Source organism: Pseudomonas sp. C7.1, assembly GCF_056312395.1.
This window is the reverse complement of the sequence record NZ_JBWDTL010000003.1, coordinates 2,653,123-2,672,950: the sequence shown is the minus strand read 5'-3', so window position 1 is coordinate 2,672,950 and position 19,828 is coordinate 2,653,123. Positions and strand designations below refer to the sequence as shown.

General features: G+C 59.5%; 15 protein-coding genes and 1 pseudogene. 12 read left to right on the top strand and 4 right to left on the bottom strand.

Annotation, left to right across the window (positions count from 1 at the left end; all coding sequences use genetic code 11):
* The first annotated feature begins 29 nt into the window (after positions 1-29).
* From guaA to tadA, 4 genes and pseudogenes are all read left to right on the top strand, one after another.
* The gene (guaA, locus tag AC0T4W_RS15975; RefSeq protein WP_476320574.1) at positions 30-1,607 is read left to right on the top strand and encodes a glutamine-hydrolyzing GMP synthase; all 1,578 of its coding nucleotides are present in this window, start codon (positions 30-32) and stop codon (positions 1,605-1,607) included.
* 200 nt (positions 1,608-1,807) lie between these two features.
* Positions 1,808-4,491: pseudogene (locus AC0T4W_RS15970) on the top strand (AAA domain-containing protein).
* 175 nt (positions 4,492-4,666) lie between these two features.
* Positions 4,667-6,037: a multicopper oxidase family protein gene (locus AC0T4W_RS15965; RefSeq protein WP_476320571.1), complete on the top strand. Its 1,371-nt coding sequence runs from the start codon at positions 4,667-4,669 to the stop codon at positions 6,035-6,037.
* Between the two features lie 2 nt (positions 6,038-6,039).
* The gene (gene tadA / locus AC0T4W_RS15960; protein ID WP_476320568.1) at positions 6,040-6,522 is read left to right on the top strand and encodes a tRNA adenosine(34) deaminase TadA; all 483 of its coding nucleotides are present in this window, start codon (positions 6,040-6,042) and stop codon (positions 6,520-6,522) included.
* Positions 6,523-6,657: 135 nt separating this feature from the next.
* Here tadA and mltF read toward each other — a convergent pair whose 3' ends face one another.
* The gene (gene mltF, locus AC0T4W_RS15955; protein ID WP_476320565.1) at positions 6,658-8,118 is read right to left on the bottom strand and encodes a membrane-bound lytic murein transglycosylase MltF; all 1,461 of its coding nucleotides are present in this window, start codon (positions 8,116-8,118) and stop codon (positions 6,658-6,660) included.
* A 164-nt stretch (positions 8,119-8,282) separates the two neighbouring features.
* On the opposite strand from mltF, the gene purL reads away from it, so the two are divergent.
* From purL to AC0T4W_RS15935, 4 genes are all read left to right on the top strand, one after another.
* Complete coding sequence (gene purL / locus AC0T4W_RS15950; RefSeq protein WP_476320562.1) at positions 8,283-12,179, top strand: phosphoribosylformylglycinamidine synthase; 3,897 nt, start codon at positions 8,283-8,285, stop codon at positions 12,177-12,179.
* 18 nt (positions 12,180-12,197) lie between these two features.
* Positions 12,198-12,467, top strand: a complete 270-nt coding sequence (locus AC0T4W_RS15945; RefSeq protein ID WP_476320560.1) for a CDGSH iron-sulfur domain-containing protein — start codon at positions 12,198-12,200, stop codon at positions 12,465-12,467.
* A gap of 158 nt (positions 12,468-12,625) precedes the next feature.
* Positions 12,626-12,943 carry an NGG1p interacting factor NIF3 gene (locus AC0T4W_RS15940; RefSeq protein WP_476320557.1) on the top strand — a complete coding sequence of 106 codons (318 nt, stop codon included), beginning with the start codon at positions 12,626-12,628 and terminating at the stop codon, positions 12,941-12,943.
* A 296-nt stretch (positions 12,944-13,239) separates the two neighbouring features.
* Positions 13,240-14,454 carry an IS110 family RNA-guided transposase gene (locus AC0T4W_RS15935; RefSeq protein ID WP_476316702.1) on the top strand — a complete coding sequence of 405 codons (1,215 nt, stop codon included), beginning with the start codon at positions 13,240-13,242 and terminating at the stop codon, positions 14,452-14,454.
* Positions 14,455-14,681: 227 nt separating this feature from the next.
* Here AC0T4W_RS15935 and AC0T4W_RS15930 read toward each other — a convergent pair whose 3' ends face one another.
* Both AC0T4W_RS15930 and AC0T4W_RS15925 read right to left on the bottom strand, forming a co-directional pair.
* Complete coding sequence (locus AC0T4W_RS15930) at positions 14,682-15,185, bottom strand: L,D-transpeptidase family protein (RefSeq protein WP_476323717.1); 504 nt, start codon at positions 15,183-15,185, stop codon at positions 14,682-14,684.
* 15 nt (positions 15,186-15,200) lie between these two features.
* The gene (locus AC0T4W_RS15925) at positions 15,201-15,758 is read right to left on the bottom strand and encodes an NUDIX hydrolase (RefSeq protein ID WP_304865529.1); all 558 of its coding nucleotides are present in this window, start codon (positions 15,756-15,758) and stop codon (positions 15,201-15,203) included.
* A 162-nt stretch (positions 15,759-15,920) separates the two neighbouring features.
* On the opposite strand from AC0T4W_RS15925, the gene AC0T4W_RS15920 reads away from it, so the two are divergent.
* From AC0T4W_RS15920 to purT, 4 genes are read left to right on the top strand one after another with little or no spacing between them, the layout of a single operon-like run.
* A complete protein-coding gene (locus AC0T4W_RS15920; protein WP_476320554.1) occupies positions 15,921-16,526 on the top strand; it encodes a CoA pyrophosphatase in 606 nt (201 codons plus the stop codon).
* A gap of 18 nt (positions 16,527-16,544) precedes the next feature.
* Complete coding sequence (locus tag AC0T4W_RS15915) at positions 16,545-17,069, top strand: gamma carbonic anhydrase family protein (RefSeq protein WP_476320552.1); 525 nt, start codon at positions 16,545-16,547, stop codon at positions 17,067-17,069.
* On the top strand, positions 17,069-17,260 hold the full coding sequence (locus tag AC0T4W_RS15910; protein WP_476320549.1) for a DUF1289 domain-containing protein: 192 nt from the start codon (positions 17,069-17,071) through the stop codon (positions 17,258-17,260). The genes AC0T4W_RS15915 and AC0T4W_RS15910 overlap by 1 nt, the downstream gene beginning before the upstream one ends.
* 27 nt (positions 17,261-17,287) lie before the next feature.
* Complete coding sequence (gene purT / locus AC0T4W_RS15905; protein WP_476320547.1) at positions 17,288-18,469, top strand: formate-dependent phosphoribosylglycinamide formyltransferase; 1,182 nt, start codon at positions 17,288-17,290, stop codon at positions 18,467-18,469.
* Between the two features lie 69 nt (positions 18,470-18,538).
* Here purT and AC0T4W_RS15900 read toward each other — a convergent pair whose 3' ends face one another.
* Complete coding sequence (locus AC0T4W_RS15900) at positions 18,539-19,828, bottom strand: HlyC/CorC family transporter (protein ID WP_476320544.1); 1,290 nt, start codon at positions 19,826-19,828, stop codon at positions 18,539-18,541.

The window sequence follows — 19,828 nt, the reverse complement described above, 5'->3', positions numbered from 1 at the left end:
TTTCTGCTTACCACTGACGAGAACTAGTCATGGCCCTCGACATTCACGCTCACCGCATCCTGATCCTCGACTTCGGTTCCCAGTACACCCAGCTGATCGCTCGCCGCGTGCGTGAAATCGGCGTGTACTGCGAGTTGCACCCGTTCGATATGGACGAGGACGCGATCCGCGAATTCGCCCCTAAAGGCGTCATCCTCGCTGGTGGCCCCGAGTCTGTGCACGAAGCCAACAGCCCGCGCTGCCCGCAGGCGGTGTTTGACCTGGGCGTGCCGGTGTTCGGCATCTGCTACGGCATGCAGACCATGGCCGAGCAACTGGGCGGCAAGGTTGAAGGCTCCGAACTGCGTGAGTTCGGCTATGCCCGTGTTGATGTAGTCGGCAAGAGCCGCCTGCTCGACGGCATCGAAGACCACATTGACGCCGACGGCCTGTTCGGCCTCGACGTGTGGATGAGCCACGGCGACAAAGTCACCAAGATGCCTGCAGACTTTCACGTCCTGGCCAGCACCCCGAGCTGCCCGATTGCCGGCATGTTCAACGACGAGCGCCGCTACTACGGCGTGCAGTTTCACCCCGAAGTGACCCACACCAAGCAGGGCGGTCGCATTCTGTCGCGCTTCATCCTCGACATCTGTGAGTGTGAAGCCCTGTGGACGCCGTCGAAAATTGCTGAAGATGCTATCGCCACTGTGCGCGCCCAAGTGGGCAGCGCCAACGTGCTGCTCGGCCTGTCCGGCGGTGTCGACTCCTCGGTTGTCGCGGCGCTGCTGCACAAAGCGATTGGCGATCAGCTGACCTGCGTATTCGTCGACAACGGCCTGCTGCGTCTGCACGAAGGCGAGCAAGTAATGGCCATGTTCGCTGAGAACATGGGCGTCAAAGTGATCCGCGCCAACGCCGAAGCGCAGTTCTTGGGCAACCTGGCCGGCGAAGCCGACCCGGAGAAGAAGCGCAAGATCATCGGCCGCACCTTTATCGACGTTTTCGATGCCCAGGCCAGTCAACTGGATAACATCCAGTTCCTCGCCCAGGGCACCATCTACCCGGACGTGATCGAGTCGGCTGGCGCGAAAAGCGGCAAAGCCCACGTGATCAAGTCGCACCACAACGTCGGCGGCCTGCCAGAAGAGATGAACCTCAAACTGGTCGAGCCACTGCGCGAACTGTTCAAGGACGAAGTGCGCCGTCTCGGCCTTGAACTCGGCCTGCCGTACGATATGGTCTACCGCCATCCATTCCCCGGCCCAGGCCTGGGCGTGCGCATCCTCGGTGAAGTGAAGAAGGAATATGCCGACCTGCTGCGCCGCGCTGACCATATCTTTATCGAAGAGCTGCGCAAGGCCGACTGGTACCACAAGGTCAGCCAGGCCTTCGTGGTGTTCCAGCCGGTGAAATCGGTGGGCGTGGTCGGCGATGGCCGCCGTTACGCCTGGGTTGTCGCCCTGCGCGCGGTGGAAACCATCGACTTTATGACCGCCCGCTGGGCGCACCTGCCCTACGAGCTGCTGGAAACCGTCAGCGGCCGCATCATCAATGAAATCGAAGGTATTTCGCGCGTCACCTACGACGTGTCGAGCAAGCCACCGGCGACGATTGAGTGGGAATGAGTTGAACAACAAAGGCACCGTGAGGTGCCTTTGTTGCATCTGGAGGAAAGGTTTAAATCTGTTTGTTCGCGGCACCCACTGAACACTGGTCCCCGGAGGAAGGGTGATGTGAAAATAGTATCAATTCGCCGGGCCGTCGGGTTCGGATGTTCGACAACATGGATGTGAGCAGGCTTTGAACGAGCTTGTGTAAGGAATATATGGTTTCCATCTACGTTTGCGGTGAAGACAAGACCCGGCAGATAAGTGACTGGGTAATAAAGAGTGACAGGCGCGACGGTCTCTCGCTGACTTGCCACTTTCCCTCCGGCAAGTATTTTCGTCGTCCACTCGCTGAGTGCGAGGTCATTCCTACCCGAGAGGTGCAAGACAAGCTGCTTCGCAAAAAGGGCAGCTCAGTAGTTAGTGCCATCGCAAAGGCTGTTATCTACGGCGAGAAATACGCTGTTATTCAGTATTCCGAAAGCACGACAAATTACCTGTTCAAGATGGACGCTATAGAGCTTGTCACCCCGACGACTATGAAGGACGAGTCGACGTTCCAATATTTCCGGGCCATGGCCAATGGTCGAGCCGTCCAGGCCGTGAAGTCTGCGGACAAGGTGATCGCCGACAATGTGCTGCGCCAGTTGAATGCATTAGTTCCGTGTGCAGACACTGCCTTGCACGCCTACTGCACCGGGCGGAATGGGCGGCAGGCACAAACGGGCGACTTCATCTTTCCTTTTGGTATCAATGAAAGTCAGCTTCAGGCCGTCGAGCAGGCATTCGCCTCACAGATCAGCCTGATCGAAGGACCGCCCGGCACAAGCAAGACGCAGACCATTTCGAACATCATTGCCAATATCCTGTTGCGTGGAAAAAGCGTGGCGGTGGTGTCCAACAACAATTCGTCCGTCGCAAATGTCTGTGAAAAACTGGGCAAGTCCGGGCTGGATTACCTTGTTGCCAGTTTGGGCAGCACAGAGAACCGCGAGGCATTCTTCGCTAACCCTCGCTCGCTGCCTACAGCGGCTCCCGAAGCCGTCCCTTCGATGGAGCGCATTCAGGTCGTCCTGCAACAACTCAAGGGTTTTCTAGGTGCCCAAAACGCGCAGGCGCAGTTGCAGATTGAAATCGATGAGCTGGAGGTGGAACGGCGTTATCTGCAGCAATGGCAGCAGGACAACGGTGTGCAGATACCCGCCCTGGACAAGTACAGGCTCTCCCCGCAAAAGTCCGCGGACTTGATGGCTTACCTGGCACATATGGCGGGTGGCCGCGTCAGGATCAAAGACAGAATCGAGATGCTGTTCAATTTCCGAATTCTGCGTATGAAGCCATTCGATAACTGGGAAAAGCGCAAATCGACGTTCTATGCCCTGCAGCTTCACTACTACGACAAGGCAATTGAGGAAAAGAAAGCGGTATTGACCAGCCATCAGCAAGCGTTGCGCCTGGGCAATTACCAGGCGCTACTGGATGAGCTGATCAGGCTTCGATGAAGTACCTCAAGCAACACCTGCATCAGCATGTGCCGGTCTCTGAGCCCTTTGAAGCCAAGACCTACAAGCGCAGATTCGATGAGTTCATCAAGCGTTATCCGATTATTTCCAGTAGCACGCACTCGATCATCAACTCGCTCGAAATCGGCGCGATACTCGACTATGTGATCATCGACGAGGCCTCGCAACAAGACATTGTTCCCGGAATATTGGCACTGGGGTGTGCGAAGAACCTGATCATCGTTGGCGATAGAAAACAGCTTGCGCACATTCCGGCGAACCTGGGAATGGCATCGCCCATTGACCACTACGATTGCGATAAATACAGCCTGCTCGATTCGTGTGTCAGTGTGTTCAAGGGGGCGATACCGACGACATTGCTCAAGGAACACTATCGCTGTCACCCGCGAATCATTCAGTTCTGCAATCAGCAGTTCTATGACAACCAGCTGGTCCCGATGACGAAAGACAGCGGGGAAAAGCCGTTGTCGCTGCTGGTCACCGCCAAAGGCAATCACACGCGAAAGACAACCAACCTGCGTGAGCTAGATTCGTTGCTGGCGGTGCTGGAGGGCGAGGGCGAAAGCGCATGGGAGGTCGAGGATGGCCGGGGGTTTATTGCGCCGTTCAGGGCTCAGGCCGTGCTTTCTGGCACGCTTTTACCGGCTGACTTCGTCAATGACACCGTGCACAAGTTCCAGGGCCGCGAGTGCGACGAGATCGTCTTCTCCACCGTACTGGACAAAAAGAGCATCACGCCGAAATTCCTGACCTTCGTGGATGAGCCACGCATGGTCAATGTGGCAGTGTCCCGAGCCAAGCACCACTTCACCCTGGTTACGGGAGACGACGTCTTTACGGCGAACAACGGACATATCGCAGCGCTGGTGCGCTACATCGAATACTACGCAGAAGAACGGCAGCTGCATCGCGCGCCGGTGATCTCGGCTTTTGACCTGCTCTACAAGGAATACGACCAGTCGCTTGAGCGCCTCAATAAGCGGTTGCGGCGGGAAGACTCTGAATTCAAATCCGAGCAGATCGTGGCACAGATACTGCGTGAGAGGCTGGATCAGGAGATTTTTCAGGGGCTCGAGTTTTACTCGCAGATCGCGCTGAACCAGTTGGCCTCAAGCGCCAACGCAAGTCTGACGCCGCGAGAGCTGGATTTCATGAGCAACGGTGCCAGTTGCGACTTCGTGGTCTATTTCAAAGTCGGGAAAACGCCGCTGGGCGTGATAGAGGTTGATGGGGGGAGTCATGACGCGCCGGTACAGGCGGCGCGGGATGCCTTGAAGAACAGCATCCTTGAGAAGAGCAATATTTCCTTGCTGCGCTTGCGAACCGACGGCAGCCGCCTTGAAGAACGGATAGAAAACTTTCTGGCTCAGTGGGTTTGAGAAGTTAGGCCGACAAGGGCAGCGAAAGCTGCCCTTGTCGTTTCTGCTGCGGCATCCTGTCCGCTTTTCGGGGTCGTAAGTCTCATCGCTTAAATGAGAAGATATTGCAATTGGTGTTCCGGATTAAATCTGGAACGATAGCTTCCCGGATTGCATTCGGGGCACGGGAATCCTTATGTCTTTTACTCGCAGACAAATGCTGGTCGGCCTGGCTGGCCTTGGCGTCGTCGGCCTTGGTGCTGGCGGCGTGCGTTATTGGCTGGGCCGCCCGGAGAATGTGGCGACTCACGACTACGAGCTGATCGCCGCGCCGCTGGATATCGAGTTGGTGCCGGGGCATATCACGCCGGCCTGGGCATACGGTGGACAGGCTCCGGGTGTGGAGCTGCGCTGCCGCCAGGGCGAACGCTTGCGCGTGCGTTTTATTAATAAGCTGGACGTGCCGACCACTATTCACTGGCATGGCATCCGTCTGCCGTTGGCGATGGACGGCGTGCCTTATGTGTCGCAGGCGCCGGTGCTGCCGGGGGAATACTTCGACTACAACTTCATCACCCCCGATGCCGGCAGCTTTTGGTATCACCCGCACGTCGCCAGCGGCGAGCAGCTGGGGCGCGGGTTGGTTGGTGCGTTGATTGTTGAGGAGCGCGAGCCAAGCGGCTTTAGTCATGACCACACGCTGAACCTGAAAAGCTGGCATATCGACGAGCAGGGCGCATTCACCGCATTCAGTGTGCCGCGCGAGGCAGCTAGGGGTGGCACGCCGGGGCGCTTGAGTACGGTCAATGGCAAGCATGCGCCGGCCCTGGACTTGCCTGCTGGGCAAGTGGTGCGCCTACGGCTGATCAATCTGGATAACACCCTGACTTATCGCCTCAACCTGCCCGGTGCGGATGCGCGTATCTATGCGCTGGATGGCAATCCAGTCGAGCCACGGCCGCTGGGCAAGGGGTACTGGCTAGGGCCGGGCATGCGTATCGAGCTGGGCTTGAAGGTACCGGCAGTCGGCAACGAGTTATCGCTGCGTAACGGGCCATTGCGCCTGGCGACTCTGCGTGCGCAGCCCAGTGCCGAGGGTGTAGGTGAATGGCCGCCGGCGCTGCCAGCCAACCCGGTGGCTGAGCCGGATCTGGCCAATGCGCAAACCGTCAAATTCAACTTCGAGTGGGCTGGCGCGGTGTCGGTCGGCCTGGCGCAGGGCGCGGCGCACAGCTTCTGGCAGATCAATGGTCAAGCCTGGGATATCAATGACAAGACCTGCGCAGACCGGCCGATTGCCAGTCTGCAATTGGGCAAAAGTTATATCTTCGAGCTGCGCAACCTTAGCCAGTATCAGCACCCGATTCATCTGCATGGGATGACCTTTAAGGTGCTGGACTCCAACCGCAAAAAGATCATCCCCTATTTCACCGACACCTACCTGCTGGGCAAAAACGAGCGCGCACGTGTTGCGCTGGTCGCGGATAATCCCGGGGTATGGATGTTCCACTGCCATGTGATCGACCATATGGAAACCGGTCTGATGGCGTCAATCGAGGTCGTTTAAGCGTGCGCCAGCCCCTGATTATTGATCGCAGCCAGGATCAGCACTTTATGCGCGAGGCCTTGGCTCTGGCCGCCGAAGGTGCAGCCCTGGGCGAGGTGCCGGTCGGCGCGGTGCTGGTGCAGGATGGCCAGATTATCGGGCGCGGTTTCAATTGCCCGATCTCCACCCATGACCCCAGCGCCCATGCCGAGATGGTGGCGATCCGCGCCGCCGCGCAGGCCGTGGACAACTATCGTCTGCCGGGCAGCACGCTGTATGTCACCTTGGAGCCGTGCAGCATGTGCGCCGGGCTGATCGTGCACGCGCGGGTGCAGCGCGTGGTGTATGGCGCAACTGAACCCAAGGCCGGAGTGGCCGTGAGTCGTGGCGAGTTCTTTACTCAGGCCTTTCTCAATCATCGGGTGTTGATCGAGGGTGGGGTGCTAGCGCAAGAGTGTGGTGCGGTGTTGAGTGCGTTTTTTAAGCTGCGCCGCGCAACGCGGTAGGTGCCTTCCCCACTTCAATCCAGCGGGTGTAGCCCGAATAAGCCTAAGCGCAATCCGGAGTGGGCAGGTGTAGAGATTTCCGGGTTTTATCCGGGCGATCAACTGATGCGAGTCGCTGTACTCAGCCTGCACGGGTTACAGCGGCGACAGTTCTTCCGGCGGCGGCGTTTTGTTCACCCCAGGTACATGCTGATTGCTTTCGGCGAGCTGCGAGCCTTCCAGTTGTGGCTGGGTTACCCAGGTGAGGATGTCGTAGTAGCGGCGGATGTTGCGCACAAAATGCACCGGCTCGCCGCCACGGGCATAGCCGTAACGGGTTTTGCTATACCACTGTTTTTGCGACAGGCGCGGCAGGATTTTCTGCACATCCAGCCATTTATTTGGGTCCAGGCCTTCGGCTTCGGTGAGCTTGCGTGCATCTTCCAGGTGGCCGCCGCCGACGTTATAGGCGGCCAGGGCGAACCAGGTGCGATCTGGCTCCTGAATGCTTTTCGGCAGCTGGTTCTTCACATAAACAATGTATTTGGCGCCGCCTTCGATGCTCTGCTTGGGGTCGAGCCGGTTGGACACGCCCATGGCCTGGGCGGTGCGCAGGGTCAGCATCATCAGCCCACGCACGCCGGTTTTCGAGGTGGCGGTGGGTTGCCAGAGGGATTCCTGATAGCCCATGGCGGCCAGCAGGCGCCAATCGACCTGATTGGCCTGGGCCGCTTCGCGAAAGTGTTTCTCGTAGCGCGGCAGGCGTTGCTGCAGGTGTTTGGCGAAGGTGTAGGCGCCGACGTAGCCGAGTACATCAACATGGCCGTAGTAACGGTCCTTCAGGCGTTGCAGGCTGCCATTTTTGTGCGCACGTTCGATAAAGGCATTCATCTCATTGAGCAGGCTGCGGTCCTCACCAGGGGCGGTGGCCCAGGCCAGGTTCTGCGCATCACCCAGATCAAAGGCCACACGCACGTTGGAGAAATACACCTGGTTCATCGCCAGCTCGTTGGAGTCGACCAGCGTCAGGTCGATTAGCCCCTCATCGACCATACGCAGCAAGTCGGTCACCTCGACGGCGGCGGATTCTTCGTAAGCCAGTTCCGGCAGTTGCAGCTTGAGTGTGGCCAACTGTTCGGCATGGCTGCTGCCTTTAAGCACCAGAATGCGTTTGCCGAGCAGGTCAGCGGGGCGCGTCGGGCGTTGCTGGCCGTTGCGGTAAATCACCTGAGGAGTGACTTCGAGATAGGGCAGTGAGAAGCGCGCATGCTGCTGCCGTCCGTCGCTTTCTACCAGACCAGCGGCAGCGAGTGCAGGGCCGTTGGGTTTGTTTAGGCTGGCAAACAGCTCGTCGAGGTTGTCGGCGGTTTCGATTTTCAGCTCAAGGCCCAGGTCGTCGGCAAAGCGTTTCACCAGCTCGTATTCAAAGCCGGTTGCGCCGTTACGGTCCTGAAAGTAGGTGGCCGGGCTGTTACGGGTGATCACCCGCAGTACACCCTCCGCCTGAACGCGCTCAAGTGTGCTGGGTTCTTCAGCACAGCCGCCGAGCACCAGGAGGATTCCGATCACCGACAGCCAGCAGGCGCAGTGCACGCGGAACGCAGATTGGGCAAACATTTGCGCAGTATACGCAAAGCATGGGGCGCGCCATATCTCGACAGCGGGAGGCTTCTCTGTTAGTGCAGTTGCTACGTTTGGCTCTCCTTCACGGGTGTCGTTGGCAACGCTTTAGGCTAGAATGCACGGCCTCAAAGTACACCCCTTCCCAGAGGCTGTTTTCCATGTTGATCCTGCGCGGCGCTCCCGCCCTTTCTGCTTTTCGTCACGGCAAACTGCTTGAACAACTGACCAGCAAGGTGCCTGCGGTCACCGGTCTGTATGCCGAGTTCGCGCATTTCGCTGAAGTGTCTGGCGTTCTGAATGCCGACGAAGAGCAGGTATTGGCCCGTTTGCTGAAGTACGGCCCGAGTGTGCCGGTGCAGGAGCCAAGCGGCCGCCTGTTCCTGAGCATTCCGCGCTTTGGCACCATCTCGCCGTGGTCGAGCAAGGCCAGCGACATCGCCCACAACTGCGGTCTGGCAAAGATCCAGCGCATTGAGCGCGGCCTGGCCTATTACGTCAGTGGTGAGCTGAATGCCGCCGAAGCGCAGCAGGTTGCCGATCTGCTGCATGACCGCATGACCCAGTTGGTGCTGGATAACCTCGAAGGCGCCGCTGCGCTGTTCAGCCACGCTGAGCCTAAGCCGCTGACTGCCGTGGACATCCTCGGTGGAGGTCGCGCTGCGCTGGAGAAGGCCAACATCGAACTGGGCCTGGCCCTGGCTGAAGATGAAATCGATTACCTGGTGACCAGCTTCAATGGTCTAGGGCGCAACCCCCACGACATCGAACTGATGATGTTTGCCCAGGCCAACTCCGAGCATTGCCGTCACAAGATCTTCAATGCTAGCTGGGATATCGACGGCGAAAGCCAAGAAAAGTCCCTGTTCGGCATGATCAAGAACACCTACCAGATGCATAACGAAGGTGTGCTGTCCGCTTACAAGGACAACGCGTCGGTAATCGTCGGCAGTGTTGCTGGGCGTTTCTTCCCGGACCCTGAGACCCGCCAGTACGGCGCGACCCAGGAGCCTGTGCATATCCTGATGAAGGTGGAAACCCACAACCATCCGACGGCCATCTCGCCGTTCTCCGGTGCGTCCACCGGCTCTGGTGGCGAGATTCGCGACGAAGGTGCCACCGGCCGTGGTGCCAAGCCCAAGGCCGGGCTGACTGGTTTCACCGTATCTAACCTGAACATCCCCGGTTTCGAGCAGCCTTGGGAAGTGCCGTATGGCAAGCCCGAACGCATCGTCACCGCGCTGGACATCATGATCGAAGGCCCGCTGGGCGGCGCGGCGTTCAACAACGAGTTCGGCCGTCCGGCCCTGACCGGCTACTTCCGCACCTTTGAGCAGGCGATCCAGACCCCGCGCGGTGAAGAAGTGCGTGGTTACCACAAGCCGATCATGCTCGCCGGCGGCATGGGCAACATCCGTGCAGATCACGTGCAGAAGGGCGAGATCACCGTGGGCGCCAAGCTGATCGTGCTCGGCGGCCCAGCGATGCTGATCGGCCTGGGCGGCGGCGCCGCGTCGTCGGTCGCCACCGGTGCCAGCTCGGCTGACCTGGATTTCGCCTCGGTACAGCGCGAAAACCCGGAAATGGAGCGCCGTTGCCAGGAGGTTATCGACCGTTGCTGGCAGTTGGGCGACAACAACCCCATCGCCTTTATCCACGACGTTGGCGCGGGCGGTATTTCCAACGCTTTCCCTGAGCTGGTCAACGACGGTGGCCGTGGTGGCCGCTTCGAGCTGCGCAATGTGCCCAACGACGAGCCGGGCATGGCACCGCACGAGATCTGGAGCAACGAGTCCCAGGAGCGTTACGTGTTGGCCGTCAGCGCCGTCGATTTCGAGCGTTTCAAGGCCATCTGTGAGCGCGAGCGTTGCCCGTTTGCCGTGGTCGGTGAAGCCACCGAAGAAGCCCACCTGACCGTGACTGACAGCCATTTCGCCAATACCCCGGTGGACATGCCGCTGGAAGTGCTGCTCGGCAAGCCGCCGCGCATGCACCGTTCGGCCGCCCGCGAAGCTGAGCTGGGCGATGATTTCGATGCCAGCACCCTGGCCATCGACGAAGCCGTAACCCGCGTGCTGCATCACCCGGCCGTGGCCAGCAAGAGCTTCCTGATCACCATCGGCGACCGCAGCATTACCGGCCTGGTGGCTCGCGACCAGATGGTTGGCCCGTGGCAAGTGCCGGTGGCCGATTGCGCGGTAACCGCCACCAGCTTCGACGTCTATACCGGTGAAGCCATGGCCATGGGCGAGCGCACACCGCTAGCGCTGCTGGATGCTGCGGCGTCCGGGCGTATGGCGATTGGTGAAACCCTGACCAACCTGGCCGCTTCGCACATCGAGAAGATGTCCGATATCAAACTGTCCGCCAACTGGATGGCTGCTGCTGGTCATCCGGGTGAAGACGCACGCCTGTACGACACCGTGAAAGCGGTTGGCATGGAGCTGTGCCCCGAGCTTGGCATCACCATCCCAGTGGGCAAGGACTCGATGTCGATGAAAACCCAATGGCGTGACGAGGGCACCGATAAGAGCGTGACCTCGCCGCTGTCGTTGGTGGTGACCGGCTTTGCTCCGGTCAGCGATATCCGCAAGACCCTGACCCCGCAACTGCGCATGGACAAGGGCGAAACCGACCTGATCCTGATCGACTTGGGCCGTGGGCAGAACCGCATGGGCGCCTCGATCCTCACCCAGGTGTACGGCAAGCTCGGCACCCAGGCGCCGGATGTGGATGACGCCGAAGACCTCAAGGCCTTCTTCGCGGTCATCCAGGGCCTGAATGCTGACGGTCATATCCTCGCTTACCACGACCGTTCCGACGGTGGTCTGCTGGTTACCGCGCTGGAAATGGCCTTCGCTGGCCATTGCGGGCTGAACCTGTTCCTCGACGCCTTGGCCGATAACAGTACTGAGTTGGCTGCCGTGCTGTTCAACGAAGAGTTGGGCGCGGTGATCCAGGTGCATCAGGACGCCACCCCAGACGTGCTGTCACAGTTCAGCGCTGCGGGTTTGGGTGACTGCGTTGCGGTGATCGGTCAGCCGGTCAACAACGATGATGTGGCGATCCATTTTAACGCGCAGCCGATTTTTGCTGGCAAGCGCCGGCTGTTGCAGCGCCAGTGGGCGCAAACCAGCTACCAGATTCAGCGTCTACGCGACAATGTGCAGTGCGCCGAGCAAGAGTTCGACAGCATCCTCGACGAGGACAATCCAGGGCTGTCGGCCAAGCTCAGCTTCGACGTCAATCAGGACATCAGCGCGCCGTATATCCGCAAAGGTGTAAGTCCGCAGATCGCCGTGCTGCGTGAGCAGGGCGTCAACGGCCAGGTGGAAATGGCGGCAGCCTTCGATCGTGCCGGTTTCAGCGCGATCGATGTACATATGAGCGATATCCTCAGCGGGTGTGTCAGTCTTGAAGAGTTCAAGGGTCTGGTCGCCTGTGGCGGCTTCTCCTACGGTGATGTGCTCGGCGCTGGTGAAGGCTGGGCCAAATCCATCTTGTTCAACGCCCGTGCCCGTGATGGCTTCCAGGCGTTCTTCGAACGTAAGGACAGCTTTGCCCTCGGCGTGTGCAATGGCTGCCAGATGATGAGCAACCTGCACGAGCTGATTCCCGGCACCGAGTTCTGGCCGCATTTCGTGCGCAACCGCTCGGAGCAGTTCGAAGCGCGCGTGGCCATGGTGCAGGTGCAGGAGTCGGCGTCGATCTTCCTGCAGGGCATGGCCGGTTCGCGTATGCCTATCGCCATCGCTCACGGTGAAGGTCATGCCGAGTTCGAGAACGAGGAAGCCCTGCTCGAAGCCGATCTGTCCGGTTGCGTGGCCATGCGCTTTATCGACAACCACGGCAAGGTCAGCGAAACCTACCCGGCTAACCCTAACGGTTCGCCGCGCGGGATCACCGGCCTGACCAGCCGCGACGGCCGCGTGACCATCATGATGCCGCACCCGGAGCGGGTGTTCCGCGCCGTGCAGAACTCCTGGAAGCCGGAAGACTGGCAGGAAGATGCCGGCTGGATGCGCATGTTCCGCAACGCCCGCGTGTGGGTGGATTGATCCGGATGGCGCGGGCTTATGTCGAAAAAGCCCGCGCCGATTCTGCCTGAGGTGCGACAGGTTAAGCCTGGCGATACCTTGCTGCTGTGCCGCTGCGGGCGTTCGTCCCAGCTTCCTGATTGTGTTTCTGCCTGCCCTGATCTGTTTGAGTTGCGGCCTGACCGTGAGCAATTTCTGCTGCTTTGCCGTTGCGCTCGCTCGCAATGTCTACCTTACTGTGATGGCAGCCATAACCAGCCGGTAATCGGCTTCAAGGCACGATGGCGGCGCTTCTGGCGTGGTCTGTAGGTGTAGCTGATTACGCTAATGCGTTGAACACGCTGCAAATTATCCGGTCTTAGGGTGCACGTGTGATGGGTTGCGCGAATACCCGATAAGGCAAAGTGCCATTATTGTGTGGCATCATTATCGAACTGTTTTTATCAGTCTTGCCGGCGGAGACTTCGATGTACAAGCTGTGTTTTTATGTGCCTGAAACTCATCTGGATACCGTGAAGAGCGCGGTATTCAGCGCCGGTGGTGGACGAATTGGTCATTACGATCAGTGTTGCTGGCAAACCCTGGGGCAGGGCCAGTTCCGTGCCCTGGAAGGCAGTCAGCCATTTCTCGGCCAGTCTGGGCAGGTTGAACAGGTGGCCGAGTGGAAAGTCGAGATGGTGGTGGCTGACGAGCTGATCCATGACGCCGTCAAGGCCATGAAAAAGCAGCACCCTTACGAGACGCCGGCTTTTGAGGTGTGGAGACTGTCGGACATCCAGTTCTAAGAACCTGCCAAAGCCTGCTGTGCGTCGGCCCTGCTGCGTTAACAGTCATGGCAGCCCCGCCACCCCTGATGATGAAAGAGAGCTATAGATAGGGAAGGTGGCGGTGAGAGGTCGCTAGTTTTTTTGGCGGAGACACCCCGTCGTTAACATGATCCAGCGAACTGACTCGTACCCCGGATTGCCTCTTTCGAGAGCGAACGCTAAATAGGCCGTTGGGGACTTGTTCCCTTCAGGCTCATTCAGTTCGATCACCGCCACCTTCCCGATCTTGAGTGTAGACAGCAGAGGGGTGGGGTATGGAATTGATTGCCCTTTATAAACGTGTGGTTGGACTGGATGTGCATCAGGCCCAGATCACTGCCTGCGCGGTGATTGAAGAGACGGATGGTCGCATCACAGTCGAGCACCGTCAGTTTGGCGCGTTCAAGCGTGATCGTCGGGCGCTGGCCGAGTGGGTAGCGGCTCTGCAGCCGGACGATGTGGTGATGGAGAGCACCGGCGTTTACTGGAAGAGCCCCTATGCGGCCCTGGAAGCGGTGGGTATCAGGGCCAAGGTGGTCAATGCTCGGCATGTCAAAAATGTACCTGGGCGCAAAACGGACATAGCCGATGCTCACTGGCTGGCGATCCTGGCGCGCGCTGGGCTCTTGCGTGGCTCGTTTGTGCCGCCGGCCAAGCTGCGCGAGTTGCGCCTGATTGCCAGGCAGCGGCAGAAGCTGGTCAGCCAGTTGGCCTCGGAGAAGAACCGCTTGCACAAGGTGTTGAGCGACAGCGGGGTGCGTCTCGGCGTCGTGGTGAGCGACCTGCATGGGCGTTCTGCGCGGGCCATGGTCAAGGCGATCATTGCGGGTCAGCCCGTACACGAAGTGCTCAAGTTCGCCACGCGCCGCCTGAAGGCCAGCCGTGAAGAGCTGTTCGAGGCGCTGCAAGGAGAACCGACGGCCAGCCACTGTTTTGTGCTCGACGAGTTGATGCAGCACATTGAAGAGCTTGAAGCGCGGATTTCCCGTTTCGAAGCCCGCCTGCTCAGCGAACTCGATAGCGAGCGCAATGCCCTGTCTCTTTTGCAGACCCTGCCCGGCGTTGACTTGATCGGCGCGGCGCTACTCATCGTTGAGATCGGCAGTGACATGGACGCCTTTGGTAGCGCTGATCGATTAGCCTCCTGGGTGGGCATCTGTCCAGGCAACAACGAGTCTGCAGGTAAACACAAACCTGGAAAGATACGTAAGGGCAATGCTCATGTGCGGCGGTTGTTATGCGAATTCTCGCACTCGGCCAGCCGCACTGCATCGGTATTCAAAACCAAGTTCCAGGCACTGGTGATTCGACGTGGCTACAAGCGCGCGATCATCGCCTTGGCTCACAAACTGCTACGTACCGTCTACTACATGCTCAAGCGGCGCGAACACTACCGGGACAGCGCCCTGGACTATGAAGCCTTGTCGGTCAAACGCAATTCAGCTCGCTGGCTCAGGGCACTGGAGAAGTTCGGCTACCTGCCGAGCTAAACCACCCCCGAGTGTTTTTTTGCTGGTGTCCGGCAGGTTCGCGCTCGTCTGTCAGATGGATTCTTTCACGCTAAAAACAGGCTCGGAATGCTCATTTACAAACCGTAAACTCCGCTTCCTCGCCTGTTTTTGCCTTGCATGACTCTAGCTCGCAAGGCCTTGAACAGGTTCTGAGATTAAGCATAAAAAAGGCGCCGATTAAAAGGCGCCTTTTTTGTGCCTGCTTGTCAGGGTCTGATTTCGATCAGCGTGCCGTCTTTGACCAGGGCCCAGATCTCGCGCATGTCGGTGTTTTTCATGGCGATGCAGCCTTCGGTCCAGTCCAGGGTATGGAAGAACCACTCTGGGTATTCTTCATCCAGCGGTGTGCCGTGAATCATGATCATGCCGCCGGCCGGTACGCCCTTGGTGCGGGCTTGCGCCTGGTCGCGGGCGTTGGGGTAGGAGATGTGCATGGACAGGTTGTACTTGTCGCTGGTTTTGCGCCAGTCGATCCAGTAGAAGCCTTCTGGGGTGCGCAGGTCGCCTTCGCGTTGCTTCGCCCCTTCAGGTTGCTTGCCCAGCGATACGCGGTAGGACTTGAGCGTGTCGCCATGGCTGATCAGGTGCAGCTTGCGTTCGGATTTAACCACCAGCACTTTGTCGATGGTCTTGCCATTAAGGGTCGGGGTGGTGCTGGCGTGGCCAGTCAGGGCAACGGTCAGGCAGAGTAGGGCGAACAACCAGCGCATCGTAATTCCCATGGATCAAAAGGCTTTCTTGTAATGCGCGCGCAAGGCTTCGAGCGGCTCGTTGCGGACCGGGTAGTGCTGCTGCAGGCGGTCCGCGAAGTAGCATTCTAAGGTACGCCCGATAGTCGGGAAAGCCAGCTCTGACCAGGGGATGTCCTGTTCGTGAAATAGCTGCACCTCCAGGCTTTCTTCGCCAGGGGCAAAGTCCAGGTCGACCAGCTCGGCGCGAAACAGCATGTACACCTGATTGATATGCGGCAGGTCGAACAGGGTATAGAGGCTGAGGCTGCGCACCCGCGCGCAGGCTTCTTCATGGGTTTCACGGGCGGCGGCCTGCTCCAGGGTTTCGCCGTTTTCCATAAAGCCGGCCGGCAGCGTCCAGTAGCCACGCCGTGGCTCGATGGCGCGGCGGCACAGCAGCACTTGCTCGCCCCACACTGGCAGGCAGCCGGCGATGATTCGTGGGTTCTGATAATGCACGGTCTGGCACTGCGCGCAGACGTGGCGCAGGCGGTTGTCGCCTTGCGGGATGATGTGGCTGATCGCGCCGCCACAGTTGCTACAGAACTTCATGCCAGGCCCTCGCTGCGTGTTGGCTATCTTGGCGCGCGTGTTGTGTGCTCGGCAAGCGGGGTTTATCGAGCGCTTGAATGATTGCAGTCAGCGGCGCAGGGCTTGGGCCGTGCGCTGTTTTCGTGCCATGATCGAGCGCAGAATAAAAGACTGAGAATCCCCATGCTGGACGAGTTGCTCCATCGCATGCGTGGCTATAGCCCGCACATTCTGCAGACCGACAAACGCTACCCTGAGGCCGCAGTGCTGGTGCCCATCACCCGCAGCGACGAGCCGGAAGTGGTACTCACCTTGCGCGCCAGCGGTCTGTCTACCCACAGCGGTGAAGTGGCGTTTCCCGGTGGCCGGCGTGACCCGGAAGATGCCGATCTGATCGAGACGGCCTTGCGCGAAGCGGAAGAGGAAATCGGTTTGCCGCCTGGCTTGGTCGAGGTGGTTGGGCCGCTCAGCACCCTAGTGTCGCGTCATGGTATTTCGGTCACACCCTATGTCGGTGTGGTACCGGATTTTGTCGAGTACAAGCCCAACGACGCTGAAATTGCCGCCGTGTTTGCTGTGCCGCTGGCGTTCTTTCGCGACGACCCACGGGAAACCACCCACCGTATCGATTACCTGGGGCGCAGCTGGTATGTGCCAAGTTACCGTTATGGCGAATATAAAATCTGGGGACTGACGGCGATTATGCTGGTCGAGTTGGTCAACCTGGTGTTCGACGATGTGCATATCGATATGCACCAGCCGCCCGAGCACTTTATCAAGCTCACCTGAGCTTATGAGGAAGCATCTATGAAATACCGCCTGGGTTCGTCCCACGTCGAGGCCCACGCCGGCAGCTGGGTTGCACCGAATGCCACCCTGGTCGGCAAGGTCAAACTAGAACCGGGTGCCAGCGTGTGGTTTAACGCCGTGCTGCGTGGCGACAACGAGCTGATTCATATCGGCGAGAACAGCAACGTGCAGGACGGCACCGTGATGCACACCGATATGGGCTTCCCGCTGAATATCGGTACGGGTGTGACCATCGGCCACAACGCCATGCTGCACGGTTGCACGGTGGGCGATTACAGCCTGATCGGCATCAATGCGGTGATCCTCAATGGCGCGAAAATCGGCAAGTACTGCATCATCGGCGCCAACAGCCTGATCGGTGAAGGCAAGGAAATTCCCGATGGTTCGCTGGTGATGGGTTCGCCCGGCAAGGTGGTGCGTGAGCTGACCGAGCCACAGAAGAAGATGCTCGAAGCCAGCGCCGCCCATTACGTGCACAACGCCCAGCGCTATGCCCGTGACCTGCATGAGCAGGACGATTGATGCAGCCGCAGGAGCGTCCGGTCGCCTCGCCCTGCGTGCATGTCTGCGCGCTGGACGATGAAGATATCTGTATCGGTTGCCAGCGCACGGTCGCCGAAATTACCCGCTGGGGCCTGATGGATAACAGCGAGCGCAGCGCCGTGCTGGTGCAGTGCCATAAGCGCGCCAAGGCCAAAGGCATTCTGCTGTAACTTTCTTGATCAGTTTGAGGATTCACCATGCCCCGTATCGGAACCCCTTTGTCGCCGAGCGCGACCCGTGTGCTGTTGTGTGGCTCTGGCGAGTTGGGCAAGGAAGTGGTGATCGAACTGCAGCGTCTCGGCGTCGAGGTGATCGCCGTGGACCGCTACGCCAACGCCCCGGCCATGCAGGTGGCGCATCGCAGCCATGTGATCAATATGCTTGATGGCGACGCGCTACGGGCGGTGATCGAGTTGGAGCAGCCGCATTACATCGTCCCGGAAATCGAGGCGATTGCCACCGCGACCCTGGTCGAGCTGGAAAATGAAGGCTTTACCGTAATCCCTAGCGCCCGCGCCGCGCAGCTGACCATGAACCGCGAAGGCATCCGCCGTCTGGCCGCCGAAGAGCTGGGCCTGCCGACCTCGCCTTATCAGTTTGCCGACTCCTTTGATCAGTGCCGCAGCGCCGTCGAGAGCATCGGCTTCCCCTGCCTGATCAAGCCGATTATGAGCTCTTCGGGCAAGGGCCAGTCGGTACTTAAAAGTCTGGATGATCTGCAAACTGCCTGGGATTACGCCCAGGCGGGCGGCCGCGCGGGTAAAGGGCGGGTAATCGTCGAGGGCTTTATCGATTTTGATTATGAAATCGCGCTGCTCACCGTGCGCCACAGTGGCGGTACCACCTTCTGCGCGCCTGTTGGCCATCGTCAGGTCAAGGGCGATTATCAGGAGTCCTGGCAGCCGCAGCCGATGAGTGCCAAGGCTCAGGCCGAAGCCGAACGGATTGCCCTGGCGGTTACCGAGTCGCTGGGCGGGCGTGGGCTGTTTGGAGTTGAGCTGTTCGTCAAAGGTGATCAGGTGTGGTTCTGCGAAATCTCGCCACGCCCGCACGACACCGGCTTGGTCACCCTGATTTCCCAGGATTTATCCGAGTTTGCCCTGCATGCTCGGGCCATTCTCGGCTTGCCGATCCCGGCCATCCGTCAGTTCGGGCCGTCGGCCTCGGCGGTGATCTTGGTCGAAGGTGAATCGCAGCAGGTCAGCTTCGGCAACCTCGGCGCGGCGCTGGCCGAGCCGGATACCGCGTTGCGCCTGTTCGGCAAGCCGGAAGTCAGCGGTCAACGGCGCATGGGTGTGGCGCTGGCCCGTGATGAATCATTGCAAGCCGCGCGGGCCAAAGCCATGCGGGCGGCGCAGGCGGTCAACGTCGAGCTGTGAATGCACTGCGCGTGATGGCCATCACCCGTCAGATCTGGGTTGTCGCGTGCGGGCGCAGGGGGGTGGCCGTCAGTCTTGCACTGGCTGCTCGGTAAGCGCCTTGGGTTTGGTTTTCCAGGCGCGCACGCTTTTCACCCGGTTCTCTGACGACTGCAGGATTTCTAGGCGATAAGGACCGATCTTCAGGCATACGGCGCTGTCGGGGATGCTTTCCAGTGCTTCGGTCACCAGGCCGTTGAGGGTTTTCGGGCCATCGCAGGGCAGGTGCCAATCTAGCGCCTTGTTGATTTCGCGGATATAAGCCGCGCCATCGATGACCTGGGTACCATCTTCCTGCGGGTGAATATCCGGGCTGCGCAGGGTGTCCTGATTGCTGAAATCGCCGACGATTTCTTCGAGGATGTCTTCCAGGGTGACGATGCCTATCACGTCGCCGTATTCATCGACGACAATGCCGATCCGGCGTTTGTGCTTCTGAAAATTGATCAGCTGGGTCGACAGCGGTGTGCCTTCGGGTACGAAGTACGGCTCGTTACAGGCCGCCAGCAGCGCTTCTTTGCTTAGCTCATTGTGCGTCAGCAGCCGGGCAATCTGGCGCATGTGCACGATGCCTTCGATCTGGTTGATGTCGGTGCGAAATACCGGCAGGCGCGTGTGGGTGGTGTTGGTCAGCAGGCTGGTGATGCTTTCAAGGTCGTCGTCCAGATTGATGCCGGTGACTTCGTTGCGCGGAATCATGATGTCATCCACCGTCACCCGCTCAAGGTCAAGAATACCGAGCAGCATGTTCTGGCGGTTTTTCGGCATGTCAGCGCCGGACTCGCGCACCACGCTGCGCAGCTCTTCGGTGGACAGGCTGTCGCTGGCGCGCTGTGAGGGGTCGATGCCAAGCAGGCGCAGCAGCAGGTTGCTGATGGTGCTGGCGACCCAGACCACTGGGTAAAGCAGGCGTTGCAGCACTAGCAGCATGCGGCTGGCGGGGAAAGCCACCAGCTCCGGGCGCAGAGCGGCCAGGGTTTTCGGGGTGATTTCGCCGAAAATCAGTACCACGATGGTCAGGCCGGCGGTGGCAATCGCAATCCCGGCTTCGCCCCAGATATCCACGGCCAGCACAGTGGCGATGGAGGCGGCGAGGATATTGACCACGTTGTTGCCCACCAGAATGGTGCCGAGTAGGCGATCTGGGCGGCTGAGCAGGCTGGTGACGCGCTTGGCACCCTTGTGCCCTTCCTTGGCCATGTGCTTGAGGCGATAGCGGTTGAGGCTGAGCATGCCGGTCTCCGAACTGGAGAAGAAGGCCGAGCATAAAATCAGAAAAATCAGCAGCCCAAGCAGGTAGCCGGAGTGAAGGTCGTCCAC

Excerpts from the sequence above, each read along its gene's own strand:
- purL (WP_476320562.1), top strand. The coding sequence starts at position 8,283 with ATGTTGATCCTGCGCGGCGCTCCCGCCCTTTCTGCTTTTCGTCACGGC.
- AC0T4W_RS15925 (WP_304865529.1), bottom strand. The coding sequence starts at position 15,758 with ATGAAGTTCTGTAGCAACTGTGGCGGCGCGATCAGCCACATCATCCCG.
- purT (WP_476320547.1), top strand. The coding sequence starts at position 17,288 with ATGCCCCGTATCGGAACCCCTTTGTCGCCGAGCGCGACCCGTGTGCTG.
- mltF (WP_476320565.1), bottom strand. The coding sequence starts at position 8,118 with ATGTTTGCCCAATCTGCGTTCCGCGTGCACTGCGCCTGCTGGCTGTCG.
- guaA (WP_476320574.1), top strand. The coding sequence starts at position 30 with ATGGCCCTCGACATTCACGCTCACCGCATCCTGATCCTCGACTTCGGT.
- AC0T4W_RS15965 (WP_476320571.1), top strand. The coding sequence starts at position 4,667 with ATGTCTTTTACTCGCAGACAAATGCTGGTCGGCCTGGCTGGCCTTGGC.
- AC0T4W_RS15930 (WP_476323717.1), bottom strand. The coding sequence starts at position 15,185 with ATGCGCTGGTTGTTCGCCCTACTCTGCCTGACCGTTGCCCTGACTGGC.
- AC0T4W_RS15915 (WP_476320552.1), top strand. The coding sequence starts at position 16,545 with ATGAAATACCGCCTGGGTTCGTCCCACGTCGAGGCCCACGCCGGCAGC.
- AC0T4W_RS15940 (WP_476320557.1), top strand. The coding sequence starts at position 12,626 with ATGTACAAGCTGTGTTTTTATGTGCCTGAAACTCATCTGGATACCGTG.
- AC0T4W_RS15910 (WP_476320549.1), top strand. The coding sequence starts at position 17,069 with ATGCAGCCGCAGGAGCGTCCGGTCGCCTCGCCCTGCGTGCATGTCTGC.
- AC0T4W_RS15935 (WP_476316702.1), top strand. The coding sequence starts at position 13,240 with ATGGAATTGATTGCCCTTTATAAACGTGTGGTTGGACTGGATGTGCAT.
- AC0T4W_RS15920 (WP_476320554.1), top strand. The coding sequence starts at position 15,921 with ATGCTGGACGAGTTGCTCCATCGCATGCGTGGCTATAGCCCGCACATT.
- AC0T4W_RS15945 (WP_476320560.1), top strand. The coding sequence starts at position 12,198 with ATGTCGAAAAAGCCCGCGCCGATTCTGCCTGAGGTGCGACAGGTTAAG.